The sequence below is a fragment of the Micromonospora sp. IBSANI012 genome, from assembly GCF_052814045.1.
Genome location: NZ_CP199933.1, coordinates 5703067 through 5729684, shown reverse-complemented (window position 1 = coordinate 5729684; position 26618 = coordinate 5703067). Strand labels below are relative to the sequence as shown.

At 72.5% G+C, this 26618-nt stretch carries 23 protein-coding genes; 10 read left to right on the top strand and 13 right to left on the bottom strand.

Going from position 1 to position 26618, the window contains the following annotated elements:
- The first annotated feature begins 56 nt into the window (after positions 1-56).
- Positions 57-1565: a cell division protein PerM gene (locus ACTWM8_RS26450; protein WP_446211346.1), complete on the top strand. Its 1509-nt coding sequence runs from the start codon at positions 57-59 to the stop codon at positions 1563-1565.
- A 279-nt stretch (positions 1566-1844) separates the two neighbouring features.
- Here ACTWM8_RS26450 and ACTWM8_RS26445 read toward each other — a convergent pair whose 3' ends face one another.
- Both ACTWM8_RS26445 and ACTWM8_RS26440 read right to left on the bottom strand, forming a co-directional pair.
- Positions 1845-2483 carry a DUF4190 domain-containing protein gene (locus tag ACTWM8_RS26445; protein WP_377612277.1) on the bottom strand — a complete coding sequence of 213 codons (639 nt, stop codon included), beginning with the start codon at positions 2481-2483 and terminating at the stop codon, positions 1845-1847.
- A 26-nt stretch (positions 2484-2509) separates the two neighbouring features.
- Positions 2510-2815: a CD225/dispanin family protein gene (locus ACTWM8_RS26440; protein WP_334569237.1), complete on the bottom strand. Its 306-nt coding sequence runs from the start codon at positions 2813-2815 to the stop codon at positions 2510-2512.
- Between the two features lie 179 nt (positions 2816-2994).
- Here ACTWM8_RS26440 and purN point away from each other — a divergent pair, with 179 nt between their 5' ends.
- Positions 2995-3615: a phosphoribosylglycinamide formyltransferase gene (purN, locus tag ACTWM8_RS26435; RefSeq protein ID WP_446211345.1), complete on the top strand. Its 621-nt coding sequence runs from the start codon at positions 2995-2997 to the stop codon at positions 3613-3615.
- Positions 3612-5183 (top strand): bifunctional phosphoribosylaminoimidazolecarboxamide formyltransferase/IMP cyclohydrolase, encoded by a 1572-nt coding sequence (purH, locus tag ACTWM8_RS26430; RefSeq protein ID WP_446211344.1) that lies wholly within the window; start codon positions 3612-3614, stop codon positions 5181-5183. The genes purN and purH overlap by 4 nt, the downstream gene beginning before the upstream one ends.
- Positions 5184-5374: 191 nt before the next feature.
- Here purH and ACTWM8_RS26425 read toward each other — a convergent pair whose 3' ends face one another.
- The 5 genes from ACTWM8_RS26425 to ACTWM8_RS26405 form a co-directional block, all read right to left on the bottom strand.
- Positions 5375-6406, bottom strand: a complete 1032-nt coding sequence (locus ACTWM8_RS26425) for an ABC transporter ATP-binding protein (protein WP_446211343.1) — start codon at positions 6404-6406, stop codon at positions 5375-5377.
- Entirely contained in the window at positions 6390-7427 is a 1038-nt protein-coding gene (locus ACTWM8_RS26420) for an ABC transporter ATP-binding protein (RefSeq protein ID WP_446211342.1), read from the bottom strand. Before ACTWM8_RS26420 ends, ACTWM8_RS26425 begins: the two co-directional genes overlap by 17 nt.
- 5 nt (positions 7428-7432) lie before the next feature.
- On the bottom strand, positions 7433-8389 hold the full coding sequence (locus ACTWM8_RS26415) for an ABC transporter permease (RefSeq protein WP_446211341.1): 957 nt from the start codon (positions 8387-8389) through the stop codon (positions 7433-7435).
- The gene (locus ACTWM8_RS26410) at positions 8382-9320 is read right to left on the bottom strand and encodes an ABC transporter permease (RefSeq protein ID WP_446211340.1); all 939 of its coding nucleotides are present in this window, start codon (positions 9318-9320) and stop codon (positions 8382-8384) included. Before ACTWM8_RS26410 ends, ACTWM8_RS26415 begins: the two co-directional genes overlap by 8 nt.
- A 78-nt stretch (positions 9321-9398) precedes the next feature.
- Entirely contained in the window at positions 9399-11003 is a 1605-nt protein-coding gene (locus ACTWM8_RS26405) for a peptide ABC transporter substrate-binding protein (RefSeq protein ID WP_446211339.1), read from the bottom strand.
- Between the two features lie 413 nt (positions 11004-11416).
- Between ACTWM8_RS26405 and ACTWM8_RS26400 the strand changes: the two genes are divergently transcribed.
- Together ACTWM8_RS26400 and mdh are read left to right on the top strand one after the other, a co-directional pair.
- Positions 11417-12277 carry a bifunctional methylenetetrahydrofolate dehydrogenase/methenyltetrahydrofolate cyclohydrolase gene (locus ACTWM8_RS26400; protein ID WP_446211338.1) on the top strand — a complete coding sequence of 287 codons (861 nt, stop codon included), beginning with the start codon at positions 11417-11419 and terminating at the stop codon, positions 12275-12277.
- A gap of 101 nt (positions 12278-12378) precedes the next feature.
- Positions 12379-13329: a malate dehydrogenase gene (mdh, locus tag ACTWM8_RS26395; RefSeq protein ID WP_446211337.1), complete on the top strand. Its 951-nt coding sequence runs from the start codon at positions 12379-12381 to the stop codon at positions 13327-13329.
- A 193-nt stretch (positions 13330-13522) separates the two neighbouring features.
- On the opposite strand, the gene ACTWM8_RS26390 is transcribed toward mdh, so the two are convergent.
- Positions 13523-14332, bottom strand: a complete 810-nt coding sequence (locus ACTWM8_RS26390) for an MBL fold metallo-hydrolase (RefSeq protein ID WP_446211336.1) — start codon at positions 14330-14332, stop codon at positions 13523-13525.
- A gap of 135 nt (positions 14333-14467) precedes the next feature.
- Between ACTWM8_RS26390 and ACTWM8_RS26385 the strand changes: the two genes are divergently transcribed.
- Positions 14468-15682, top strand: a complete 1215-nt coding sequence (locus ACTWM8_RS26385; RefSeq protein WP_446211335.1) for an NADP-dependent isocitrate dehydrogenase — start codon at positions 14468-14470, stop codon at positions 15680-15682.
- A gap of 390 nt (positions 15683-16072) precedes the next feature.
- Here the strand turns inward: ACTWM8_RS26385 and galT are convergent, their stop codons facing one another.
- From galT to ACTWM8_RS26365, 4 genes are all read right to left on the bottom strand, one after another.
- On the bottom strand, positions 16073-17149 hold the full coding sequence (gene galT / locus ACTWM8_RS26380) for a galactose-1-phosphate uridylyltransferase (RefSeq protein ID WP_446211334.1): 1077 nt from the start codon (positions 17147-17149) through the stop codon (positions 16073-16075).
- Positions 17146-17952, bottom strand: a complete 807-nt coding sequence (locus ACTWM8_RS26375; protein WP_446211333.1) for a DeoR/GlpR family DNA-binding transcription regulator — start codon at positions 17950-17952, stop codon at positions 17146-17148. Before ACTWM8_RS26375 ends, galT begins: the two co-directional genes overlap by 4 nt.
- A 109-nt stretch (positions 17953-18061) precedes the next feature.
- Positions 18062-19594, bottom strand: coding sequence for an adenylyl-sulfate kinase (cysC, locus tag ACTWM8_RS26370; RefSeq protein WP_446211332.1), 1533 nt, complete (start codon positions 19592-19594; stop codon positions 18062-18064).
- A gap of 97 nt (positions 19595-19691) precedes the next feature.
- A complete protein-coding gene (locus tag ACTWM8_RS26365; protein WP_446211331.1) occupies positions 19692-20249 on the bottom strand; it encodes a DM13 domain-containing protein in 558 nt (185 codons plus the stop codon).
- Between the two features lie 178 nt (positions 20250-20427).
- On the opposite strand from ACTWM8_RS26365, the gene ACTWM8_RS26360 reads away from it, so the two are divergent.
- From ACTWM8_RS26360 to ACTWM8_RS26345, 4 genes are read left to right on the top strand one after another with little or no spacing between them, the layout of a single operon-like run.
- Complete coding sequence (locus ACTWM8_RS26360) at positions 20428-21342, top strand: ABC transporter ATP-binding protein (RefSeq protein WP_154942083.1); 915 nt, start codon at positions 20428-20430, stop codon at positions 21340-21342.
- The gene (locus ACTWM8_RS26355; protein WP_446211330.1) at positions 21335-22216 is read left to right on the top strand and encodes an ABC transporter permease; all 882 of its coding nucleotides are present in this window, start codon (positions 21335-21337) and stop codon (positions 22214-22216) included. The genes ACTWM8_RS26360 and ACTWM8_RS26355 overlap by 8 nt, the downstream gene beginning before the upstream one ends.
- Complete coding sequence (locus tag ACTWM8_RS26350) at positions 22213-23172, top strand: ABC transporter ATP-binding protein (RefSeq protein WP_446211329.1); 960 nt, start codon at positions 22213-22215, stop codon at positions 23170-23172. Before ACTWM8_RS26355 ends, ACTWM8_RS26350 begins: the two co-directional genes overlap by 4 nt.
- A complete protein-coding gene (locus ACTWM8_RS26345; protein ID WP_446211328.1) occupies positions 23172-23882 on the top strand; it encodes an ABC transporter permease subunit in 711 nt (236 codons plus the stop codon). Before ACTWM8_RS26350 ends, ACTWM8_RS26345 begins: the two co-directional genes overlap by 1 nt.
- Before the next feature lie 95 nt (positions 23883-23977).
- On the opposite strand, the gene valS is transcribed toward ACTWM8_RS26345, so the two are convergent.
- A complete protein-coding gene (valS, locus tag ACTWM8_RS26340; RefSeq protein WP_446211327.1) occupies positions 23978-26593 on the bottom strand; it encodes a valine--tRNA ligase in 2616 nt (871 codons plus the stop codon).
- Positions 26594-26618 lie beyond the last annotated feature (25 nt).

The following is a 26618-nucleotide window of genomic DNA, read 5'->3' as shown; positions in this document are numbered from 1 at the left end:
GGCCAGGTGGGGCCGCCGGGCAGCCGCCGCCCGCGCGGCGTGCCAGAGTAGACCCGATGTCCTCGGTCACCCCTGATCAGCCCCGCCGTCCCGCCGCCGGCGTCCGCGCCGACGCCCGCCGGGACGATGCCCGCCCGGCCGGCGCCGGCCGGAACGACGACGCCCGCCGGAACGACGACGGCCCCCGGGAGGGCGCCCGCCGGGAGCGCGCCCGCCGGGACGACGCCCGCCGGGACCACGACCGCCGGGACGACGCCCGCCGGGACCACGACCGCCGGGAGCGCGACCGCCGGGAGCACGACCGCCGGGACGACGCCCGCCGGGAGCACGACCGGCCCGGAGGTCGGCCCGCGTCGGGTGGCCGGGTGCCCGCGCCCCGCCGGCCGGAGTCGGGCCGGGGGCGGGCGCCGCTCGTCGTCGCCGCCGGGGTCGCCGCGGGCTGGGCGGCGCTCACGTCGTACCTGCCGGTCGCCCTGGTGCTGGGGCTGGCCCAGTTCAGCGAGGACGCCGGCTCCGTCGCCGGTGCGCTGCGCGCCGGGCTGTCCGGCTGGCTGCTCGGCCACGGGGTGCCGCTGCACACCACCGCCGGCCCGCTCGGCCTGGTCCCGCTGCTGCTCTCCGGGCTCGCGTTCTGGCGGCTGACCCGGGCCGGCGTGCACACCAGCCGGGCCATGGGCGCGCGGGGCGGGCGCTCGCCCCGCCAGGCACTCACCGCCGCGGTCGCGGTCGGCCTCGGGTACGGGCTGCTCGGCGCCCTCGCCGCGGTGCTGGTGAGCACCGACGACCTGCGGGTCTCCCCGGTCCGCGCCGGCGTCACCCACGCGGTCTTCGGCGCGCTCGCCGCGCTGGTCGGGGCACTGCGCACCACCGGCGTGGCCGGCCTGCTCGCCGAGCGCGCGCCGGCGGCGCTGCGCGACGGGGTGCGTACCGGGTTCGTCGCCGGGCTGCTGCTGCTCGGCGCGGGGGCCGGCGCGGCCGGGTTGGCGGTGGCGACCGGCGGGGGCGACGCCGCCGACATGATCGGCGCGTACCGGACCGGGGTGGCCGGGCAGGCCGGGATCACCCTGGTCAGCCTCGCCTACGCGCCGAACGCCACGATCTGGTCGACCGCCTACCTGCTCGGGCCCGGCTTCGCCGTCGGCGCCGGCACGGCGGTACGCACCAGCGAGGTCTCGGTGGGCGCGCTGCCGGCCGTACCCCTGCTCGCCGGGCTGCCCAGCGGCCCGGTCGACGGATTCGGGGCGGCGCTGCTCGCGGTGCCGGTGCTGGCCGGGATGGCCGCGGGCTGGCTGCTCGCCCGGCGGCTGCTCCGCGACGCGGACGAGCGCGCGCTGCCGGAGTGGGGTGCGCTGCTCGGCCCGGCGGCGCTGGCCGGCCCGGTGGTCGGCCTGCTCGCCGGCCTCGCCGCCGCGGCCTCCGGCGGCCCGCTCGGCGGTGGCCGGCTGGCCGAGATCGGCCCGGTCCCCTGGCAGGTGGCCGCCGTCTCGACCGCGGTGGTCACGGCCGGCGCGCTGCTCGGGGCCGCCGCCGCCCGGGTGCTCGCCCGCCCGGCACCTCGCGCCTGACCCGCCGATCCGCGCCCGGCCCGCTCACCCGGCTGCTGGCCACGCCTGACCCGCCCGGCCTCCCGCGCCTGAGCGGCTGGCCCACGTCCGGGCCGCTCACCCGGCTGCCGACTGCGCCTGACCCGCCCGGCCTCCCGTGCCTGACCCGCTGACCCACGTCCGGGCCGCTCACCCGGCTGCTGCCGGGGGGCGACGTGCCCTGTGGCGACCGGCGCGCGCGGGGCCGGGACGACGGAAGGGGCGCCCCGGAGATCCGGGACGCCCCTTCCGGGTGTCGGCTCAGGAGTTCGGCATGGCGATGCCGGCGGCGAGCGCCACGATCTGCAGCAGCCCGAGCGCCAGACCGATTCCGCCGCAGATCAGACCCGCGAGGGCCTGACCGCCGTTGCTGGCCAGCCCCTGGGCCGCCTTCTGCCGGCCCAGCCATCCGGTGATCACCGCGGCGATGCCCAGCGGGATGCCGAGGTAGCAGCAGACCATCGGGATGGAGACGATGCCCAGGATCATCGACACCAGGCCCAGCGTGTTCTGCTGGCCCTGGGGCTGCGGGTAGCCCGCGTTCGGGTACGCCGGCATGCCGTAGGGCTGCTGGCCGTACGGATCCTGGTAGGGCTGCTGCCCGTACGGCTGGCCCGGCGCCCCGTAGGGCTGGCCCGAGGTGGGCTGGCCGTAGGGGTCACCGGAGACCGGCTGTCCGTACGGCTGGCCCGAGGTGGGCTGCTGGCCGTACGGGGCCTGCGGCGGCGGGGCGTACGGATCGTGCGGCTGCTGCCCGTACGGCGCCTGCGGGGGCGGTGCGTACGGGTCCTGCGGCTGCCCGTACGGCTGCCCGTAGGGCTGCCCGGAGGCGGGCTGGCCGTACGGGTCGTGCGGGGGCTGCTGGCCGTACGGGTCCTGACCGGGGGGTCCGGGCTGCATGGCGGATGCTCCTCAGTCGGTGATCGTCAGTAGCTGCTGCTGCTGGTGTCGGAGCCCATGATCCCGGCCAGACCACCGGCGAGGCAGCACAGCAGGACGATCACGAGCCAGACGGCGCCGATGATGATGGCCCACTTCGACCACTTCTTCGACTCGTTCGCCGCCGCCTGGGCGCCCGCGTAGTCACCCTGCTGGAGCAGCGGGTTGACCTTGGAGGCGTTGATGATGGCCGGGATGGCGAGCGGCCAGAAGAAGAAGATGGCCACGATGGACATCGTCATGTTGTTGTTGATCGGCGGCTGCTGCGCGGGGTTGGGGTAACCGGGCTGCATGGTGCTCCTCGCTCCGTCGGCACTGTCCGTGCCTGATCTTGTGGTGAAGGGTGCGGCGGCGGGCCGGACGGCGGCCACCGAGCGACGGGCAGCGTATCGCGTACGTGCCACTCGCGTGATCACCCGAATCGCCGCTGCCCGATCGCTGGGAGTCCTGACCTGCCCGATAGGGTGGCCGCGTGACCGAGCCCGCGTCCGTCGCCCGCCTCGTCGTCCTCGTCTCCGGCTCCGGCAGCAACCTCCAGGCGCTGCTCGACGCCACCGTCGACCCCGCGTACGGGGCCCGGGTGGTGGCTGTCGGCGCCGACCGCAACGGGATCGCCGGCCTGGACCGGGCTGCCGCCGCCGGGGTGCCGACCTTCGTCGACCGGGTCAAGGACCACCCGTCGCGGGAGGACTGGGACCGCGCGCTCACCGCGCACGTCGCCGAGCACCGACCCGACCTGGTGATCTCGGCCGGCTTCCTGAAGCTGGTCGGGCCGCACTTCCTGGCCGCCTTCGGTGACCGCTACCTGAACACCCACAACACCCTGCTGCCGGCGTTCCCCGGCATCCACGGCCCCCGGGACGCGCTCGCCTACGGCGTCAAGGTCACCGGGGCCACGCTCTTCTTCGTCGACGCCGGGATGGACACCGGCCCGATCGTCGCGCAGGTCGCCGTGCCGGTACGCGACGACGACGACGTGGAGACGCTCACCGAGCGCATCAAGGAGGCCGAGCGGCGCCAGCTCGTCGAGCAGGTCGGTCGGCTGGTCCGCGAAGGTTGGACGATCACCGGAAGAAAGGTCACGGTCCCGTGAGTTCCACTCAGGACGAGCGTCGCCCGATCAGGCGGGCACTGGTCAGCGTCTACGACAAGAGCGGTCTGGTCGAGCTGGCCCGGGCCCTGCACGACGCCGGGGTGGAGATCCTCTCGACCGGCAGCACCGCGTCCACCATCTCGGGCGCGGGGGTGCCGGTGACTCCGGTCGAGCAGGTGACCGGCTTTCCGGAGATCCTCGACGGCCGGGTGAAGACCCTGCACCCGAAGATCCACGGGGGTCTCCTGGCCGACCTGCGCAAGGACACCCACGCCGCCCAGCTCGACGAGCACGGCATCGCCGGGATCGACCTGCTGGTCTCCAACCTCTACCCGTTCCAGGCCACGGTCGCCTCCGGCGCGAGCCAGGACGAGTGCGTGGAGCAGATCGACATCGGCGGGCCGGCGATGGTCCGGGCCGCCGCCAAGAACCACGCGTCGGTTGCGGTGGTGACCGACCCGGCGGCGTACCCGGCCCTGGTGGCCGCCCTCGCCGACGGCGGCTTCACGCTGGCGCAGCGTCGGGCGCTCGCCGCCCGCGCCTTCGCCGACATCGCCGAGTACGACGTCGCCGTGGCCGAGTGGTTCGCGACCACCCTGGCTCCGGCCGCCGACGGGTGGCCGCAGTTCGCCGGGCTGAGCCTGCGCCGCCGGGCGGTGCTGCGCTACGGGGAGAACCCGCACCAGGCGGCGGCCGTCTACGCCGACCCGTCCAGCCCCGCCGGCCTGGCCCAGGCCGAGCAGCTGCACGGCAAGGAGATGTCCTACAACAACTACGTCGACGCCGACGCGGCCTGGCGGGCCGCGAACGACTTCACCGACCAGCCGGCGGTGGCGATCATCAAGCACGCCAACCCGTGCGGCATCGCGGTTGGCGCGGACGTGGCCGAGGCGCACCGCCGGGCGCACGCCTGCGACCCGGTGTCGGCGTACGGCGGGGTGATCGCCGTCAACCGGCCGGTGAGCGTGGAGATGGCCCGGCAGGTGGCCGACATCTTCACCGAGGTCGTGGTCGCCCCCGGTTACGACGAGGGCGCGGCGGAGATCCTGCAGGCCAAGAAGAACATCCGGCTGCTGCACGCCCCGGCCTTCGACCCGCTGCCGGCGGAGTGGCGGCAGGTCACCGGCGGTGTCCTGGTGCAGCTGCGGGACAAGGTCGACGCCGAGGGCGACGATCCGGCGAACTGGCGGCTGGCCACCGGCGACCCGGCCGACGAGGCCACCCTGCGGGACCTGGCCTTCGCCTGGCGGGCGGTCCGCGCGGTGAAGAGCAACGCGATCCTGCTGGCGAAGGACGGCGCCACCGTCGGGGTCGGCATGGGGCAGGTCAACCGGGTGGACTCGGCACGGTTGGCGGTCGACCGGGCCGGCGCCGAGCGGGCCCGCGGCGCGGTCTGCGCCTCGGACGCGTTCTTCCCGTTCGCCGACGGCCCGAAGATCCTCATCGAGGCGGGGGTGCGCGCGATCGTGCAGCCCGGCGGCTCGATCCGCGACGAGGAGGTCATCGCCGCGTGCAAGGAGGCCGGCGTGACCATGTACCTCACCGGCACGCGGCACTTCTTCCACTGACCGACGGCACCGCCGGGGGCCACGCGGCCTCCGGCGGTTCGCCGCGGGGCGGTGAGCCGCCGCGAGATGGTCAGCCGGCGCGGACCCCCGCCCCGAACCTGTCGATCATGAAGTTGTTGCCCGGCACCGCGGCGTGTCGGGACAACAACTTCATGATCGACGGCGGGAACCGTGGGCGGGGGAGGGGAGGGTCAGAGGTTGGTCGGGCGGAGTTCGGCGAAGTGGCAGGCGGAGGGGTGGGGGTCGGCGGCGCGGGAGACCGTCAGGGGTTCCTCGCGGGCGCAGACCTCCTGGGCCTTCCAGCAGCGGGTGCGGAAGCGGCAGCCGGACGGCGGATCGGCCGGGCTCGGCACGTCGCCGGTGAGCCGGATGATGGTCCGGTCGTTGCGGACATCCGGGTCCGGCACCGGCACCGCCGAGAGCAGCGCCTGGGTGTACGGGTGGGTGGCCCGTTCGTAGATCTCGTCCTCGGTGCCGATCTCCACGATCTTGCCGAGGTACATCACCGCGACCCGGTCCGAGATGTGCCGGACCACCGACAGGTCGTGCGCGATGAAGATGTACGACAGCCCGAACTCGTCCTGGAGCTGCTCCAGCAGGTTGATCACCTGCGCCTGGATGGAGACGTCTAGCGCGGAGACCGGCTCGTCGCAGACGATCACCTCGGGCCGCAGGGCGAGCGCCCGGGCGATGCCGATGCGCTGCCGCTGGCCGCCGGAGAACTGGTGCGGGTAGCGGTTGACGTGCTCCGGGTTGAGCCCGACCACGTCCAGCAGCTCCTGCACCCGCCGCTGCTTGCTGCCCTTCGGCGCCGCCTCCGGGTGGATGTCGAACGGCTCGCCGATGATGTCGCCGACCGTCATCCGCGGGTTGAGCGAGGTGTACGGGTCCTGCATCACCATCTGCATGTTGCGCCGCAGTCGGCGCAGCTCGCCCCCGGAGGCCTTGAACAGATCCTTCCCCTCCAGGGTGGCCCCGCCGGAGGTGGGCGTCTCCAGCCGCATCAGCAGCCGGGCCAGCGTCGACTTGCCACAGCCGGACTCGCCCACGATGCCCAGGGTCTCGCCCCGGCGCAGCTCGAAGCTCACCCCGTCGACGGCCCGGACCGCGCCGGTCTGCTTCTGGAACAGCACGCCCTGGGTGATCGGGAAGTGCTTGACCAGGTTGTCGACGGCGAGGATGGTCTCGCCGCGGACCTTGGTCGGGCTAGCGGGCGCTGTCATCTCGGACCTCCTGCGCGAAGTGGCACGCGCTGGTCCGGCCATTGCCGAGGACCAGGTCGTGCGGCACCACGTCCACGCAGACCTGCTGCACGTACGGGCACCGGGGGTGGAACGGGCAGCCGGAGGGGATCCGCATCAGGTTCGGCGGCAGCCCCTTGATCGTCGACAACTCCTGGCCGCGCACGTCCATGCGCGGGATCGACTCCAGCAGGCCCTTGGTGTACGGGTGGGCGGGCGACCGGTACAGCGAGCGGACGTCGGCGTGCTCGACGATCCGGCCGGCGTACATGACCGCGATCCGGTCCGCGACGCCGGCGACCACGCCGAGGTCGTGGGTGATCAGGATCATCGCCATGTTGAGGTCCCGGCGCAGGTCGGCCAGCAGGTCCATGATCTGGGCCTGCACGGTGACGTCCAGCGCGGTGGTGGGCTCGTCGGCGATCAACACCTTCGGGTTCATCGCCAGCGCCATCGCGATCATGACGCGCTGCCGCATGCCGCCGGAGAACTGGTGCGGGTAGTCGCCGAGGCGCTTCGCCGCGGCCGGGATCCGGACCAGGTCCATCAGCTCGACCGCGCGCCGGCGGGCGTCCGCCTTGGACATCCCCTCGCGCTGGCGCAGCGTCTCGCCGATCTGCCAGCCGACGGGGAAGACCGGGTTCAGCGCGGAGAGGGCGTCCTGGAAGATCATCGCGATCTCCTTGCCCCGCACCTGGCGGCGCTGCTCCTCCGACTGCTTCAGCAGGTCCCGACCCTGATAGAGGATCTGACCGGAACGGATCACCGCCGGCGGCGTGTCGAGGATGCCCATGATCGCCTGGGCGGTGACCGACTTGCCGGAGCCGGACTCGCCGAGCACCGCGAGGGTCTCGCCGGCGTCCAGGTGGTAGGAGACCCCGTTGATCACCTTGGCGACGCCCTCGCTCGTCCGGAACTCGACGTGCAGGTCCCGGATGTCGAGCAGGTGGCCGCCCTCGGGCGTGGGGGAGGCCGGCGTCGGGTGGACAGCGGACTGGGTCATCAGGTTCACCGGAGCTTCGGGTCGAAGGCGTCGCGGATGGCGTCGCCCAGCATGATGAAGGCGAGGACGGTCAGCGCGAGGAAGGCGGACGGGACGACCAGCGGCGTCGCCGACTCGCGCATGTGCACCCGGCCGGCGTCGATGTCGATGCCCCAGGAGATGGTCGGGGCCTTGAGACCGATGCCGAGGAAGCTCAGCGTCGCCTCGGCGGCGATGAACGAGCCGAGCGCGATGGTGAGCACCACGATCGCCGGGGCGAGCGCGTTCGGCAGGATGTGCCGCCACATGATCCGGCCGTTGCCGGCGCCGAGCATCCGGGCCGCCGCCACGTAGTCCTGCTCCTTGGCGGTGATCACCGAGGAGCGCACCACCCGGGCGGCGGTGGTCCAGCCGAGCACCGCCAGCACGAAGATCACCGCGAACAGCCGGACGTTGTCGCTGCTGGTGCTCACCCGCTTGAGCAGCACGATCGCCGCGAGCAGCAGCGGGATGCCGAGCACGATGTCGATCACGCGGGAGAGCACCGCGTCGACCCAGCGGCCGAAGTAGCCGGCCACCATGCCGACCACCAGCGCGATGATGCCGGTGAGCAGCGCGGAGAGCGCGCCGACCAGAAGCGAGGCGCGGGCGCCGTAGACCGCCCGGGCGTACGTGTCGCAGCCCTGGAAGTCGTACCCGAAGATGGCCCCGCCGGACGCCCCGTCGTGCTGCCGGGAGAGCAGGCAGTCGCGCGGGTCGTTGGCGGTGAAGAGCGAGGGTACGGCGGCCATCGCGGCGACCACCACGACCAGGGTGAGGCTGATCCAGAAGATCGGATTGCGGCGCAGGTCGCGCCAGGCGTCACCGGCCAGGCTGCGGGCCTTCTGCGGCGCGCCGATCTGGTTGGGCGCCCCGGGCTCGCCGGACACGCCCCGCCGCGCGGCCTGGTTCTCCGTGGCCGCCACGGTCTCGAAGTCACTCATAGCGAATCCTCGGGTCGAGTACGGCGTACAGGACGTCCACCACCAGGTTGGACAGGAGGTAGACCACGACGAGCACGCTGACGATGCCCACCACCAGCGGCCCGTCCTCGGTGCGGATGCCCCGGAAGAGGTTGAAGCCGACGCCGGGGATGTTGAACACGCCCTCGGTGATGATCGCGCCGCTCATCAGGTTGCCCAGCTCGACGCCGAGGAAGGTGACCACCGGGATGAGCGAGTTGCGCAGCACGTGCACGCTGACGATCCGCCGCTTGACCAGGCCCTTCGAGCGGGCCGTCCGGACGTAGTCGGCGCGCAGGTTCTCCGCCACCGAGGTCCGGGTCAGCCGCAGCGCGGTGGCCAGCGAGAGCGAGCCGAGCACGATGCCGGGGAGCAGCAGCGCGTACAGGTCGGGCTCGGCGCCGGCGGTGGGCGGGAAGAGCTGCCACTTGACGCCGAGGAGGTACTGCGCCAGCGGGGCCAGCACGATGGTCGGGATGCCGAGCACCAGCAGGGTCAGCACCAGCGTCGAGTTGTCGAAGATGCTGGCCCGGCGGATGCCGGCGAGCACGCCCGCGGTGACGCCGAACAGGATCGTCACGGCCATCGCGATGAGCGCCAGCTTGACGGTCACCGGCCAGGCGGCGGCGAGGATGTCACTGATCTGGCGGCCGGTCAGCGACTGCCCGAGGTCACCCTGGAGCAGGTTCTTGATGTAGTCGAAGTAGCGGTAGAAGAAGCCACCCACCCCGGTCTGGTCGAGGTGGAACTTCTGCGTCAGGTATGCCCGCTGGGCCGCGGTGACCGGGCGCTCGCCGGCGAGCGCCTGGATCGGGTCGCCCTGACCGGCGAACATCAGTGCGTAGACGATCAGCGTGGTCCCGAAGAAGGCGAGGACCATCTGGAGCAGTCGCCGCAGAATGAAGCGGAACATACTGGAAGTCTCTCTGAAAAGGGGCGAAGGGCGTGGCGGGTCGGGCCACCTCGCGGTGACCCGACCCGACCAGCGCTGTTACTTGACGGCCTCGATCTTCAGCAGGTCGACCCGGTCGAAGAGATCCATCTCCACGTTCTTGACCTTGGTCGAGTGCCCGAAGTTGTTCTGGCCGTACCGCAGCGGGATCACCGGCAGGTCTTCGGCCAGGAGGTCCTCCGCCGCCTGGTACTTCTTGATCGCCTCTTCCTCGTTCGGCGCCTTGGCGCCCTCGGCCAGCAGCTTGTCGAACTCGGGGTTGCTGTAGCCGTAGTAGTTCGAGGAACCGTTGGTGCTGTACAGCGGGCCCAGGTAGTTCTCCATGGACGGGTAGTCCATGACCCAGCCCATCCGGAACAGGCCGACCGGCTGCTTCGCCTTGAGCTTGGTCAGCAGGTCCGCGAACTTCGGCTCGGCGGTGCCGACGCACTCCACGCCCAGGTTGGCCTTCAGCTGGTTGCAGGTCGCGTCGATCCAGTCCTTGTGGCCGCCGTCGCCGTTGTACGACAGCTCGATCTTGGACGGGCCACCCGCGGCCTGGTACATCGCCTTGGCCTTGGCCGGGTCGAACTCGCCCGCCGCGCCGATGGTGTTCTCCCGGTAGCCGGCCACGACCGGCGAGACGAAGGAACGGGCCGGCTGCTGCGAGTCCTTGAAGATCGACTTGGTGATCTCGTCCCGGTCGATCGCCATGGAGATCGCCTTGCGGACCTCGGGCTTGCTGAATTCCTTCTGGAACGTCGGGAACGCCAGCACCTGCAGCGACGAGGCCGGGCTCTGCTCGAACCGGTCACCGAGGTCGGTGGCGGCCGTCGACAGGCTCTCGGTCGGGATGGTCTTGATCACGTCCAGGTTGTCCGACAGCACGTCCGCGTAGGCCGCGGTCGGCTGCTGGTAGATCCGGAACTCGACGCCGGCCACCTTCGGCTTCTGGCCGGGGAAGGCGTCGTACTTCTCGACCTCGACCTTGGCGTCGTGCTGCCAGGTGCCCTTGATCTTGAACGGGCCCTGACCGATCGGCGCCTGCTCGTAGCCCTCGGCCAGCACGCCCGGGGCGGAGAAGGCCGCCTTCGGCAGCGGGTAGAAGGCCGTGTAGCCGAGCATCGTCTTGAACTCGCTGTACGGCTCGGTCAGCGTCACGGTGAAGGTGAGGTCGTCGACCTTCTTCAGCCCGGACAGCGTCTTCGCGGCCGGCTTCTCGCCCTGCAGGTCCTCGTAGCCGGCGACCTTCTCGAAGAAGTAGCTCGAGTTCTGGCCGTTGGGGGCGTACGCGCCGTAGTTCCAGGCGTCGATGTAGTTCTCGGCCGTGACCTTCTCGCCGTTGTGGAAGGTGTAGCCGTCCTTCAGCTTGATCGTCCAGACCTTGTTGTCCGACGACGTCACCGACTCGGCCGCCACCTCGTACGGCTTGTTGGCCTCGTCATAGTCGACCAGCGGGCTGAACAGGGCGGCGAGCACCTGCGAACCACTGGTCTCGTTGGTGTTGGTGGGCACCAGGTGCTGCGGCTCGGCGATCTCGATCCGCACGGCCGCGTTGGGGTCGCTCTGCCCTGATCCGCCGTCGCCGCCCGAGCCGCAGGCCACCAGGCCAAGCGTCACCGCGAGCGGGAGAGCGGTCCAGGCGGCAAGCCTACGAACTCGCATTGAGTCTCCTCATCTCCTCACGCTGCGCAGTCTGGCCCGGCGCTGGGTAACGCTGCGCAACGTTGGGCAACGGTAGGTCGCGGCAGGCTGTTCGGCAACGAGAGCGTTGCGAACGAGTAACGGAAGGACCACCCCGGTCTTGCCGCCGCGCCGCCCCTCTGCTATAGGCGGCACGCTGAATCCGCTGCTCAATGTCGGTTTCGAGGCTGACGTTCCGGGCCCGTGTTGCGCTCCGGATCGCCCTGCGTGGTTGCCGGCCCACTGTCCGCTCCATGTCGATTCATGATCCGCTGTCCGTCCCGGACTGTGGTCGACTCCACACATGGTGACTCTGGGTGATGAAACCCACCTCACGGAAAGTCACGGTTGGTCGTCGTCCCAACCTGCGGCTGTCGCCGTGAGACGATCTGGACGTGACGGCGACGATCCTGGACGGCAAGGCGACCGCGGCGGAGATCAAGGACGAGCTGCGGACGCGGGTCAAGGCGCTCGCGGAGCGCGGCATCACCCCGGGCCTCGGCACCGTCCTGGTCGGGGCCGACCCGGGCTCCCAGGCGTACGTCAACGGCAAGCACCGGGACTGCGCCGAGGTCGGGATCGCCTCCATCCGCCGCGAGCTGCCCGCCGACGCCACCCAGCAGCAGGTCGACGCGGTCCTCGCCGAGCTGAACGCCGACCCGGCCTGTCACGGCTACATCGTCCAGCTGCCGCTCCCGGCCCACCTGGACACCCAGCGCGTGCTGGAGATGATCGACCCGGACAAGGACGCCGACGGCCTGCACCCGGTCAACCTCGGCCGGCTGGTGCTCGGCTACGACGCCCCGCTGCCCTGCACCCCGCGCGGGATCGTCGAGCTGCTCCGCCGGCACGACGTGCCGCTGCGCGGCGCGACGGTCGCCGTGGTCGGCCGGGGCAACACCGTCGGCCGCCCGCTGGGCCTGCTGCTCACCCGGCGCAGCGAGAACGCCACCGTGACGCTGTGCCACACCGGCACCCTCGACCTCGCCTCGCACACCCGCGCCGCCGACATCGTGATCGTCGCCGCGGGCGTACCCGGGCTGCTCACCGCCGACATGATCACCCCGGGCGCGACCGTGGTGGACGTCGGCATCACCCGGGTGATCGGCGCGGACGGCAAGGGCCGGTACACCGGCGACGTGGACCCGGGGGTGGCCGAGGCGGCCCGCAAGGTGGTCCCGATGCCCGGCGGTGTCGGGCCGATGACCCGCGCCATGCTGCTCACCAACGTGGTGGAACGGGCCGAGCGGGGCTGAGGACGCCCATCGGTGTCATAACCGTCCGCCCCTGCCCTGATCGGTGCCAGGATGGCTGATACGGTCCGGAAAACCGACTGGTATCAGGGAGTGGGACGACCATGGGTAAGAAGGTCACTGTCGTCGGGGCCGGCTTCTACGGCTCTACCACCGCACAGCGCCTGGCCGAGTACGACGTCTTCGACACCGTCGTGATCACCGACATCGTGGAGGGCAAGCCGGCGGGTCTCGCGCTGGACCTCAACCAGTCCCGCGCGGTCGAGGGCTTCGAGACCAAGGTCGTCGGCGTCACCACCGGCCCGAACGGCGAGGGCTACGAGGCCATCGAGGGCTCGGACGTCGTCGTCATCACCGCCGGCCTCCCGCGCAAGCCGGGCATGAGCCGGATGGACCTGCTGGAGACGAACGCCAAGATCGTCCGCCAGGTATCCGAGAACGTCGCCAAGTACGCCCCGAACGCGGTCGTCATCGTGGTCTCCAACCCGCTGGACGAGATGACCGCGCTGGCCCAGCTCGCCACCCAGTTCCCGAAGAACCGGGTGCTCGGCCAGGCCGGCATGCTCGACACCGCCCGGTTCACCAACTTCGTCGCCGAGGCCCTCCAGGTGCCGGTGAAGTCGGTCAAGACCCTGACCCTCGGCTCGCACGGCGACACCATGGTCCCGGTGCCGTCGAAGAGCACGGTGAACGGCAAGCCGCTGCGCGACGCGATGCCGGCCGAGCAGATCGAGGAGTTGGTCGTCAAGACCCGCAATGGTGGCGCCGAGGTCGTGGCGCTGCTGAAGACCGGCTCGGCGTACTACGCCCCGTCGGCCGCCGCCGCCCGGATGGCCAAGGCCGTCGCGGAGGACTCCGGCGAGGTCATGCCGGTCTGCGCCTGGGTCGACGGCGAGTACGGCATCTCCGGCGTCTACCTGGGCGTCGAGGCCGAGATCGGCGCCGAGGGCGTCAAGCGGGTCGTCGAGACCGACCTGGACGCCGACGAGCTGGCCAGCCTGAAGGAGGCCGCCGAGGCCGTCCGCGCCAAGCAGGGCGACATCGCCAGCATGTGATCCACCAGCACCACCCGAAGGGGGCACGCCAGCACCACCGGCGTGCCCCCTTCGCCATCCCCACCCACCCCCGCCGACCGGCCACCCCCACCGCGTTGATCAAGGAGTTTGCGTCAGAAACGCTCCTTGGGATGACGCAAACCTCTTGATCAACGCGGGGAAGGGCGGGAGGGGGGAGCGCGGGGGAGAGGGGTTAGAGGGGGGTGAAGGGGGTGCCCAGGTGGGGGGTGGCCAGGTGGGTGGGGACGGGGGTGGTGGCGAGGGTGCGCAGGAGGGTGGTGCGGGAGGTGCGGGCGGTCGCCGGGTCCTCCTCGTGGGCGTACGCCAGGTCGGGGTCGACCAGTTGCACGGCGTGCACCAGCAGGTCGCCGGTGAGCAGCAGCCGCTCGTCGCCGGAGTCGATGAGCACCGACTGGTGGCCGGGGGTGTGCCCGGGCGTGCTCAGCAGGCGTACCCCCGGGGTGAGCGCGGTGTCGCCGTCGACCACCCGGAGCTGGCCGGCGGCGCGCAACGGCGCGACCAGGCCGGCCGGCAGCCCGGGGTTGATCGTCTCCATCGCGTCCAGTTCGGCCCGCTGCACCAGGTAGTCGGCGTGCGGGAAGTACGGGCGGCCGGGCGTGCCGGTGACCGCCCAGCCGATGTGGTCGCTGTGCAGGTGGGTGAGGACGACGGTGCGCACGTCGGCGGGGTCGATGTCGGCGGCGGCCAGCTCGGCGGGGAGCCGCCCCGGCACCGGGGCCCAGCTCGCGGCGGGCGAGCCGGCCGGTCCGATGCCGGCGTCGACCAGCGTGACCGGCCGGTCGCCGGCGCGGAACGCGAAGCTGCGGAACGGCAGCCACCAGCGGCCGTCCGCGGTGACCGAGGCGGGGTCGCGCCGGTCCGCCTCGCGCCAGTGCGCCGCGGTGGCGTCGGGGAACGCCTCGGTGCGGGGCTGGAAGAACGGCCCCTCGCCGTCGGTGAGCGCGGTGACCGTGATAGACCCGAGGGTGCGGCTCAGTGGCATCGGGCGATGATGCCAGTGATCTCCCGTGCCGGGCAGCCGGTTATCCGGCCGACCGAGGCCGGCTGGGGGGTGCCGGCCCGTTTCCAGTACGCTCGTACTGCTTGAGCACGTGTCCCCCGAGAGGAGCGCCGGTCGATGGCGAAGATCAAGGTAAACAACCCGGTCGTGGAGATCGACGGCGACGAGATGACCCGGATCATCTGGAAGCAGATCCGTGAGCAGCTGATCCTGCCCTACCTCGACGTCGACCTGCACTACTACGACCTCTCGATCCAGCACCGCGACGAGACGAACGACCAGGTCACCGTCGACGCCGCCAACGCCATCAAGGAGCACGGCGTCGGCGTCAAGTGCGCGACCATCACCCCGGACGAGGCCCGGGTCGAGGAGTTCGGCCTGAAGAAGATGTGGCGGTCGCCGAACGGCACCATCCGCAACATCCTCGGCGGCGTCGTCTTCCGCGAGCCGATCATCATGTCCAACGTGCCGCGGCTCGTCCCCGGCTGGACCAAGCCGATCATCATCGGCCGGCACGCCCACGGTGACCAGTACAAGGCCACCGACTTCGTCGTCCCCGGCCCGGGCACGGTGACCATCACCTACACCCCGGCCGACGGCGGCGCCCCGATGGAGATGGAGGTCGCCAACTTCCCCGGCGGCGGCATCGCCATGGGCATGTACAACTTCGACGAGTCGATCCGGGACTTCGCCCGGGCCTCGTTCCGGTACGGCCTGGACCGCAACTACCCGGTCTACCTGTCCACCAAGAACACCATCCTCAAGGCGTACGACGGCCGGTTCAAGGACATCTTCGCCGAGGTGTTCGAGAACGAGTTCAAGGCCGAGTTCGACGCCGCCGGCATCACCTACGAGCACCGGCTGATCGACGACATGGTCGCCGCCGCGCTCAAGTGGGAGGGCGGCTACGTCTGGGCCTGCAAGAACTACGACGGTGACGTGCAGTCCGACACCGTCGCGCAGGGCTTCGGCTCGCTCGGCCTGATGACCTCGGTCCTGCTCTCCCCGGACGGCCGCACCGTCGAGGCCGAGGCCGCGCACGGCACGGTCACCCGGCACTACCGGCAGTGGCAGAAGGGCGAGAAGACCTCGACCAACCCGATCGCGTCGATCTACGCCTGGACCCGGGGCCTGGCCCACCGGGGCAAGCTGGACGGCACCCCGGCGGTCACCGAGTTCGCCAACACCCTGGAGCAGGTCATCGTGGACACCGTCGAGGGCGGCCAGATGACCAAGGACCTCGCGCTGCTCATCTCGCGGGACGCCCCGTGGCTGACCACCGACGAGTTCATGAACGCCCTCGACGAGAACCTGGCGCGCAAGCTCGCCTGATCCTCGTACCGCGTCACCGACCGAGCCCGCCGGCACCCGCCGGCGGGCTCCGTCGTACCCGGGGCCCGGCCCTCGCGCGGTTTGCGGGGGGTCGCGGTGTTGGAGCGGGCGAGCGGATCGCGCGACCCGCCGCAAACGGTGCGGATCAATCCGTGGCCGTGGCCCCCGGCGTCACCGGGATGGGCGTGGGTCGTTGAAGTGGGTGGACGTGATGCCAGTCTCGTCCAGGAAGGTTGACCGCGGTCGCCTCGCGGCACGAGTGCCGATCAGCCAACCTTCCCGGCTGTCGCGCACAGCCAGCCGTCCCTTCCCTGCGGGGGGCCCTGTCCCGGGCCCCCCGCGCCCTGTTCCTCGGCACGCTGCACTCCGCCGCCCGGAAGTGTGCCGGGGTCAGGCGGCGCGGAGCAGCTCCGCGGCCCGCTCGGGCGCGATGTCGTTGATGAAGACGCCCATGCCGGACTCCGAGCCGGCCAGGTACTTCAGCTTGTCCGTGGCCCGCCGGATGCTGAACAGCTGAAGGTGCAGGTGACCCAGCTCCCGGTCGATCCGCACCGGCGCCTGGTGCCAGGCCGCGATGTACGGCATCGGCAGGTCGAAGAGCCCGTCGAAGCGGCGCAGCACGTCCAGGTAGAGCGGGCCGAACGCGTCCCGTTCGGCGTCGGTCAACGCCGGGATGTCAGGAACCGGCCGGTGCGGCGCCACGTGCACCTCGAACGGCCAGCGGGCGGCTGCCGGGACGTACGCCGTCCAGTGCTCGTTGCTGGTGACCACCCGGTCGCCGGCGGCCCGCTCGGCGGCGAGCACGTCGGCGTAGAGGTTGCCGCCGCCGGTGCGCTCGGCGTGCCGGCGGGCGGCGGCCAGCAGCGACCGGGTCCGCGGCGTCACGAACGGGTACGCGTAGATCTGCCCGTGCGGGTGGTGCAGGGTCACCCCGATCTCCACGCCCCGGTTCTCGAAGCAGAACACCTGCTCGACGCCGGGCAGCTCGGCGAGCGCCACGGTCCGGTCGGCGAGCGCGTCCAGCACGGTGCGCACCCGGCGCGGCGGCAGGCTGGCGAACGAGGCGTTGTGGTCGTCGGTGAAGCAGACCACCTCGCAGCGGCCCCGGCCCGGGCGTACCGGGGTGAACGGGGTGATCTCGGCCGGCTCGTCGACCACCCGCTGGCTCAGCGAGGGGAACCGGTTCTCGAACACGGCCACGTCGTAGTCGGGGGCCGGGATCTCGCTGAGCCGGTCGCCCCGGGTGGGGCAGAGCGGGCACTGGTCGGCCGGGGGGAGGAAGGTGCGGGTCTGCCGGTGCACCGCCACCGCCACCCACTCGTCGGTCAACGGGTCGTAGCGCAGCTGGGAGGCGGGCGGGGGAGGAGGCAGCTCGCGCCGGTCCAGCTGGTCGCGGACCGCGTCGTCCCGTTCGTCGAAGTAGATCAGCTCGCGGCCGTCCGCCAGATCGATCGCCGTACGCTTCACCGCGCCGTCCCCTCCGTCGTCGCCCGGCCCGTGCTCGCCACGACCACCAGCTCTCCCACCTTCTCGTCCAGTACCCGGCGCGCCTCGGGAGCCATCCGGTCGTCGGTGACCAGCACGTCGGCGGCGTCGAGGCCGACGATCGAGGAGATGCCCACGGTGCCCCACTTGGTGTGGTCGGCCAGCACCACCAACCGGTCGGCGGCGGCCACCAGGGCCCGGTCGGTCTCCGCCTCCATCAGGTTCGGCGTGGTGAAGCCGGCCCGCTCGGTGATCCCGTGTACGCCGAGGAAGAGCAGGTCCAGGTGGAGCGAGCGGATCGCCTCCACGGCCAGCGGGCCGACCAGCGCGTCGGACGGGGTGCGGACCCCACCGGTGAGCACCACGGTCTGGTCGGTGCGGCCCTGCGCGTGCAGGATCTCGGCAACCGGCAGCGAGTTGGTCACCACGGTCAGCCCGGGCACGTCGACCAGGCGGCGGGCCAGCTCGGCGGTGGTGGTGCCGGCCGAGAGCGCGACCGCCGCGCCGGGGCGGACCAGCTCGGCGGCCCGGCCGGCGATGGCGGCCTTCTCCGCGAGCTGCCGAATTGACTTGGCGTGGAAACCCGGCTCGTCGGTGGAGCTGGGGCCGGGGACGGTGGCGCCGCCGTGCACCTTGGCCAGCAGGCCCTGCTCGTGCAGCGTCTCCAGGTCACGCCGGATGGTCATGTCGGAGACGCCGAACTCGGCCGCCAGCTCGGTGACGCGGACGCCACCGGTGGTGCGGACCCGGTCGAGGATGGCCGCCTGCCGCTGCCGCGCCAGCATCCGTCCGTACCTCCGGCTCCCGCGCACTCTCACACGCGCTCAAACGTGTTCCAACAAAGATGAACACTAGCGCGCAGGGGGCAGCGACGGAAGGTGACCCTGGCGGGAATCAGGCGGACTGGAGGCGGGGCTCCACCCAGCCGGTCTCGGTGAGGTGGTTCATCACCGACAGCACCGCCTCGTCGACGGTCAGGTCGGTGGTGTCGACCACGATCTCGGCGTCGGTCGGCTCCTCGTACGGGTCGTCGACGCCGGTCATCCCGGTGAGCAGGCCGGCCCGGGCCCGGGCGTACAGGCCCTTGCGGTCCCGCCGCTCGCAGACCTCCAGCGGGGTGGCCACGTGGACCAGCACGAAACCGGCCCCCGCCGCCAGCGCCATCTCCCGGGCGGTCGCCCGCGCCTGGGCGTACGGGGCGATCGGGCAGCAGATGCCCACCCCCCGGTGCCGGGCGACCTCGGCGGCCACCCAGCCGATCCGGCGGACGTTGGCGTCCCGGTCCGCCCGGCTGAAGCCCAGCCCCGCCGACAGCTCCCGGCGCACCACGTCGCCGTCGAGCAGCGTCACCGTGCGGTCGCCCTGCTCCCGCAGCACGTCCGCCAGCCCGCGGGCGATGGTCGACTTGCCGGAGCCGGACAGGCCGGTCAGGAAGACCACCAGGCCCCGGTGCCGCCGCGGCGGGCGGGCCCGGCTCAGCTCCTTGGCCACCGCCGGCGGGGTGTGCCACTCGGGCAGCGGGAAGCCCCGGTCCAGCAGGTCGTCGATCTCCTCCTGGCGCAGCGCCAGCCGCCGGTTGCGCGGCGGGATGTCCTCCCGCCAGCGCCACTGCCCGTCCCGGTTGTCGTAGGCCAGCTCGCGGGGGACCAGCACCCGCAAGCCGGCGCCGGAGAGCATCTCGCCGGTGGAGAGCAGGTGGGTCACCCCGTACGCGGCGGAGATCCGGGCCCGCAGCAGGGCGTCGCCGATCTCGTCGCGGCCGCGCGGCATCGGCACCGCGACCAGGGTCGCCGGGGGCATCCGGTCGCGGGCGGCGAAGACGCTGCGCACCAGGGCCTCCGGCGGCACGCCGCCGGAGGCCGCCCCCTCACCCACCGGGATCATCACCAGCAGATGGGCGCCCAGGGTACGGGCGGCGTGGGCGATCTGCGCCAGCTGCGGCCGGTGCAGGGGCCGGTCGGCGATCACGCCGAGCACCCGGCCCGGGGGCAGCAGCGCCCGGACCTCCTCCGGGTTGCGGCGCAGCCGCTGGAACGGGCCGTGCCCGCCGTCGCCGAGCCGGCGGACCGGGCCGCCCACCCCGGCCACGCCCTCACGGGCCGCCCAGACATCGGCGACCTCCAGCGCGGCCACCGGTGCGCCCTCGCCGTCGCTGAGCACCAGCGTGCGGCGTCCCGGGTCGGCCGGGTCCAGCCCGGCGGCCAGCGTCGCCGGCACCTGGAGGGTCACCGGAACCGGCCACGGCGTGCCGTCGGCGAGTCGGCCGCGACGCTGCAGCGAGGCCAGGTCGGCGCGGGTCATGAAGCCGGCCAGCGGCGCGTACGCCCCGGTCAGCAACAGCTCCAGATCGGCCAGCTCACCCGGGCGCGGCGTGTACGCCGGCGCGTCCCGAAGCACCTCGTCGGGCAGCACCCACCCGTTGCTCATCCGTACCCCTCACTCGCCGACCGGCACACAGTTTCGCAGCCGACCGGCGATCGGTCGAGAGCGCCACTCCACTGCGGCCCGGGCGGTTGGGAACGGCTCAACCGGTCGGGGTGAGCGGGGCGGCCCCGAACGAGACCGCGAACCGCTTGCACCAGATGGACACGCTGGTCAGCCCGGCCAGGTCGGTGCCCGGCGGGATGTCGTACGCCTGGTCGCCACGGTTGCCCTTGAGCCGGCCCAGCTCGACCCATCGGCCGTCGTCGAAGACGTCCCAGCCGGCGCGGCCGGCGCGTACCGGCTGATCGGTCAGCCAGACCCGCAGGTCGGGGCCGTTCGAGGTGGCCAGGCCCACCAGTTCCAGCCGATGCCGCCCGTCGCCGGCGCGGACGACCCGGGCGGTGCCCGAGGTGTCGTGCTCGTGGGTGACGAACTCTCCCCGGCTGAGCAGCGTCGGCCCGGCCGGTCCCGTGCCCCCCGTGGGCGCGGGACCGACCGACGGCGTGGGGGCCACGTCCACGTCGGACAGCCGCTCGGCGACCCGGGTGTCGGTGACCGCCTTCCAGGGCTGGAACCACCAGAGCCCGGCGGCCGCCCCGGCGGCGAGTACGACGACGACGGCCCAGGTCAGCGGGGTACGCAGCAGGCGGGTGACCACGTCGTCCAGTCTGCCGGGCCCGGCCGCCCCGGTCATCGCGCCGCCGGGTTACGAAACCCTTACCGAGGGCACGGGCCGGGGCGCGGAATCCGACCGGTGTCCCCCGGACGGGTTCTCAGGGGCGACCCCGGGCGATTCCTGATACCCCCACGGGCGTCGGCTTCCTACGCTGACGGGCGTGACACTCATAGCGACCGAGTCGCTGACCAAGACGTACGGGGGTCGGGTCACCGCGTTGGCCGACCTGACCGTCGCGGTGGAGCCCGGGATCATCGGCCTGGTGGGCGCGAACGGCGCCGGCAAGTCGACCCTGATCAAGATCCTGCTGGGCCTGCTCGCCCCGACCAGCGGCCGGGTCTCCGTCCTCGGCCTCGACCCGACCACCGACCCGGCGGCCGTACGGGCCCGGGTGGGTTACATGCCCGAGCACGACGCGCTGCCGCCCGATCTCACCGCCGCCGAGCTGGTCACCCACCTCGGCCGGATCAGCGGACTGCCCCGGACGACAGCCCGCGAGCGGGCGTCCGAGGCGCTGCGGCACGTCGGCCTCTACGAGGAGCGCTACCGGCCGGTCGGCGGCTACTCGACCGGCATGAAGCAGCGGGTCAAGCTGGCCCAGGCCCTGGTGCACGACCCGGACCTGCTGCTGCTCGACGAGCCGACCAACGGCCTCGACCCGGCCGGCCGGGACGACATGCTCGCGCTGGTGCACCGGATCGGCACCGAGTTCGGCATCTCCGTGCTGGTCTGCTCGCACCTGCTCGGCGAGGTGGAGCGGATCTGCGACACGCTGGTCGCCATCGACGGCGGGCGGCTGCTGCGGGCCGGCCCGATCGCCGCCATGACCTCCGCCACCGACGTGCTCGCCGTCGAGGTCAGCGAGGGGACGGACGAACTGGCCACCCGGCTCGCCGCGCTCGACCTGCCGGTCAGCCGGGACGGGCGGATGCTGCTCGTCCCGCTCGCCGACGAGGCCACCTACGACCTGATCCTCGGCGCGGTCGCCGAGCTGGACCTGCCGCTGCACCGGCTCGACCAGCGGCGGCACCGGGTGGCCGAACTCTTCGCCACGAGGGAGCCCAGCCATGTCTGAGCCGACCGGCGTCATCCACGACATCGGCTACCAGCGCTACACCGGCCCCCGCCTCGGCCGCCGGCACGTCTTCGGCGCGCTCTACCTGCACGGCCTGCGGACCGCCTTCGGGCTGGGCCGCAGCGCCAAGGCCAAGATCTTCCCCTGGCTGGTGGTCGGCATCGTCACCCTGGTGGCCGCCGGCGCCACCGCGGTCCGCAGCCAGATCGGCGAGGTGGTGATGACGTACGCCCAGTTCGCCGACTCGATGAGCTGGCTGGTCATCTTCTTCGCCGCGGTGGCCGCGCCGGAACTGGTCTCCCGCGACCTGCGCAGCGGCGTGCTGCCGCTGTACTTCTCCCGACCGCTGCCGCGCGGCGACTACGCCCTGGCCAAGCTGCTGGCCCTGGTCAGCGCGCTCTGGCTGCTGCTCGGCGCGCCGCAGCTGGTGATGTTCCTCGGCGCGGCGTTCACCACCGGCGACGGGATGCGCGGCGTCTGGAACGAGCTGCTCGACCTGCTGCCGGGGCTGCTCTACGCCGGCCTCTGGGCGGTCGTCTTCGCCTCGGTCGGCCTGCTGGTCGCCTCGCTCACCGGCAAGCGGGCATTCGCGGCCGGCGGGATCGTGGCGGTCTTCCTGATGACCACCCCGATCGTCGGCACCCTGTCCATCCTGCCCTCCCGCACCGTCAACGAACTGGCCGGACTCGGCTCGCCGTCGACGATCGTGCAGGGGGTCGGCATCTGGTCGCTGGGCGACCTGCTGGTCTCCGAGGACCAGGGTGGACCGGACATCGGCGGCTTCGGCCCGGTCTACGCCCTCGCCGCCGTGCTGCTGGTCGCCGGCTGCGTCGCCCTGCTGCTGCTGCGATACCGGAAGGTGGCCGCCCAATGACCACGATCAGCGCCGATCCCACGGCGAGCGTCCCGACCACCGCCACCAGCACCCTCGACCTGGCCGGGGTGTCCCGCTGGTACGGCAACGTGGTGGCGGTCAACGACATCACCATGCGGCTGGGCCCCGGGGTCACCGGCCTGCTCGGGCCGAACGGCGCCGGCAAGACGACCCTGCTGCACATGATGGCCGGCTTCCTCGCCCCGTCCCGGGGCGCGGTGACCCTGGACGGCGAGCCGACCTGGCGCCACCCGGAGGTCTACCGCCGGCTCGGGCTGGTCAGCGAGCGGGAGGCGGTGCACACCTTCCTCACCGCGTACGAGTTCGTGCTGGCCAGCGCGAAGCTGCACCGGCTACCCGATCCGGCGGCGGCAGCCCGACGGGCGATCGCCCTGGTCGAGCTGGAGGGAGCCCAGGACCGGCGGATCGGGACGTACTCCAAGGGCATGCGACAGCGCGCCCGGGTCGCCGCGTCGCTGGTGCACGACCCGCAGGTGCTGCTGCTCGACGAGCCGTTCAACGGGATGGACCCGCGCCAGCGACTGCACATGATGGGGCTGCTGCACTCCCTCGGCGACGCCGGCCGGACGATCCTGTTCAGCTCGCACATCCTGGAGGAGGTCGAGCAGGTCTCCGGCACCGTGCAGGTGATGGTGGCCGGCCGGCTCGCCGCCTCCGGGGACTTCCGGACCATCCGCCGGCTGATGACCAACCGGCCGCACGTGTTCACCGTCCGCTCCACCGACGACCGGGCGTTGGCGGTCGCGCTGATGGCCGAGCCCTCGGTCACCGGCGTCGAGCTGGACCGCACCGGCCTGACCGTCAAGGCCGGCGACTACGGCGCCTTCACCCGGGCGCTGCCGAAGATCGCGCTGGCCCACGGCGTCCGGGTCCGGCAGCTGCTGCCCGAGGACGAGTCCCTGGAGAGCGTCTTCTCCTACCTGGTGGAGGCCTGATGTCGACCGTTTCCTGGATCACCGCGCGCGGGCTGTTCGGCCGGCGTCGCTTCCTGATCCTGCTGCCGTTGCCGCTCCTGCTGCTCGGGCTGGCGATGCTCTGCCGGTCGCTCGGGGTCCAGCCGGCTGACTGGGGGCCGCCGGTGCTGGTCGGCCTCGGCCTGGCCGTGGTGCTGCCGGTGGTCGCCCTGATCGTGGGCACCGGCGTGCTCGGGGCCGAGATCGACGACGGCACCGTCGTGCACATCCTCACCAAGCCGCTGCCGCGCTGGCAGATCGTGCTGCCGAAGCTCGCGGTGGCCACCGTGGTCAGCGCGACCACCGTCGCCGTGCCGCTCTTCGTCGCGGGCGTGCTCGCCGATTCGGTACGCCTCGGGCTGGCCCTCGCCGCCGCGTCGGCGCTCGGCGCGCTGGCGTACTCGGCGCTGTTCCTGGCGTTGAGCCTGCTCACCCGGCGGCCGGTCCTGCTCGGCCTGGTCTACGTGCTGATCTGGGAGGGGCTGCTGGGCAACTTCGTCCGCGGCACGAAGGTGCTCTCGATCCAGCAGTGGGTGATCGCCATGGCCGACCGGATGGCCCCCACCGACCTCCTGTCGACCACCGTCTCCGTCCCGGTCGCGGCGGTGCTGACCGGCGTCGTCGCGGTCGGCTTCACCGTCCTGGCGATCGACCGCCTCCGCTCCTTCTCCATGGCCGGCGAAACCAGCTGACCCCGGGATGCACTTTCCGAGAAAGAGTGGCCTCAGCGCGCTGAATGGCCACTCTTTCTCTGAAAGTGCGCGCATCTCGCGGGTGGGGGTGGGGGTTAGAAGGCGGAGGCGATGACCAGCTCGGGGGTGCGGTCGGGGAGCAGGTCGAGTTTGGCGATGCGGCCGGCGGCGCGGAGGTCGTCGGCGATCAGGGTGAGCTGCTCCAGCAGGGCGGCGGGGCCGAGCGCCTCGGCCAGCGGCACCTCCGCCTTCATGGACAGCTTCCGTTCCGACTTGGCCCGGCGCACCTGGCCGAGCGCGTCCCCGGCCAGCCGGAGCAGCTGCGGGTCGGCAGGGCCCTCGACCGCCCGCCCCACCTCGTACGTGGTCGGCCAGGTGGCCCGGTGCACCGAGCCGTACCGCCACCAGGACCAGACCTCCTCGGCCACGTACGGCAGGACCGGGGCGAAGAGCCGCAACTGCACCGACAGCGCGGTGGCCAGCGCCGCCCGTGCCGACTCGGCACCCGGCCCGGAGCCGTAGGCGCGCTCCTTCACCAGCTCGATGTAGTCGTCGCAGAACCGCCAGAAGAACGCCTCGGTGACCTGCAGCGCCGCCGTGTGGTCGTACGCGTCGAAGGCGGACGTCGCGGCGGCGACCACGCCGGAGAGTTCGGCGAGCATGGCGGTGTCCAGCGGCGCGGTCGCCGGGGCGCGCAACGCGTCCGCGGCGCCCAGCCCCAGGGCGAACCGGGAGGCGTTGAGCAGCTTGGTGGCGAGCCGCCGGCCCACCTTGATCTGCGCCGGGTCGAAGGCCAGGTCCATGCCGGGCTTGCCGTTGGCCGCCCAGTATCGCACCGCGTCGGAGCCGTGCTGCTCCAGCAGCGCCATCGGGGTGACCACGTTCCCCTTGGACTTGGACATCTTCTTCCGGTCCGGGTCGAGGATCCAGCCGGAGAGCACCGCGTCCCGCCAGGGCAGCACGCCGTGCTCCAGGTGGGCACGGACCACGGTGGAGAAGAGCCAGGTCCGGATGATCTCCTGCCCCTGCGGGCGCAGGTCCATCGGGAAGACCCGGCTGAACAGGTCCGGGTCGGTCTCCCACCCGCCGACGATCTGCGGGGTCAGCGAGGAGGTCGCCCAGGTGTCCAGCACGTCCGGGTCGCCGACGAAGCCACCCGGCAGCCCGCGCTGCGACTCCTCGAAACCGGGCGCCGGATCGCTGGACGGATCGACCGGCAGCATCGCCTCGTCCGGTGTGAGAGGGTGGGACAAGTCCGGCTCGCCAACGTCGTCGAGCCGGTACCACACCGGCACCGGCACCCCGAAGAAGCGCTGCCGACTGACCAGCCAGTCACCGGTCAGCCCGCCCACCCAGTGGTCGTACCGGTGCTTCATGTGCTCCGGCACCCAGCGCAGCTCCCCGCCCCGGGCCAGCAGCTGCTCGCGCAGGCCGGCGTCCCGCCCGCCGTTGCGCAGGTACCACTGGCGGGTCGAGACGATCTCCAGTGGCCGGTCGCCGCGCTCGTAGAACTTCACCGGGTGGGTGATCGCGCGCGGCTCGCCGACCAGGTCACCGGCGTCGGCCAGCAGCTGCACCATGGTCCGCCGGGCCCCGTTGACGGTCTGCCCGGCCAGGGCGGCGTACGGCTCGGCCGGCACCCCGTGCGGCGGCTCCGGCAGCAGCCGGCCGTCCCGGCCGATCACCACCCGGGTGTCCAGCTGGAGCTCCCGCCACCAGGTCACGTCCGTCAGGTCGCCGAAGGTGCAGACCATCGCGATGCCGGTGCCCTTGGCCGGGTCCGCCACCGGGTGCGCGCGCACCGGCACCTCGACGGCGAAGACCGGGCTACGTACCGAGCGGTCCACCAGGTCCGCGTACCGCTCGTCGTCGGGGTGGCAGACCAGCGCCACGCAGGCCGGCAGCAGCTCCGGACGGGTGGTGTCGATCAGCACCTCGCGCCCGCCCGGCCCGGTGAACCGCAGCCGGTGGTACGCCCCGGGCCGCTCCCGGTCCTCCAGCTCCGCCTGGGCCACCGCGGTGGCGAAGCCGACGTCCCAGAGCGTCGGCGCCTCCGCCTGGTACGCCTCGCCCCGGGCCAGGTTCCGCAGGAACGCCCGCTGGCTCGTCGCCCGCGCCACCCGCCCGATCGTCGTGTACGTCAGCGACCAGTCCACCGACAGCCCGAGCCGCCGCCACAGCGCCTCGAAGACCTGCTCGTCGGCGGCGGTCAGCCGCTCGCACAGCGCCACGAAGTTGCGCCGGTCGATCGGCGTCGGGTCCTTCCGCCGCTCCTCGCTCACCGGCGTCGCCGGCGGTTGCCAGTGCGGGTCGTACGGCAGCGACGGGTCGCAGCGCACCCCGTAGACGTTCTGCACCCGCCGTTCGGTGGGCAGGCCGTTGTCGTCCCAGCCCATCGGGTAGAAGACCGTCCGGCCGCGCATCCGCTGGAAGCGGGCCACCATGTCGGTGTGCGTGTACGAGAAGACGTGCCCCATGTGCAGCTCGCCCGATACGGTCGGCGGCGGGGTGTCGATCGCGTACACGTCCGACCTACGACCATCCGGGCTCGGCGCGTCTGACGCCGCGCTGCGCCCCCGGACGGTCGCCTTCGAGCGGTCGAACGCGTACGTGCCCTCCTCCTGCCAGTGGCGCGACCAGGTCTCCTCGAGCCCGTCCAGGGTCGGACGCTCGGGGACGCCGGCGCGGGCCGTCCTCGCCGTATCAGTCATCCGTCGATCGTAGGCAGCCCGCGTC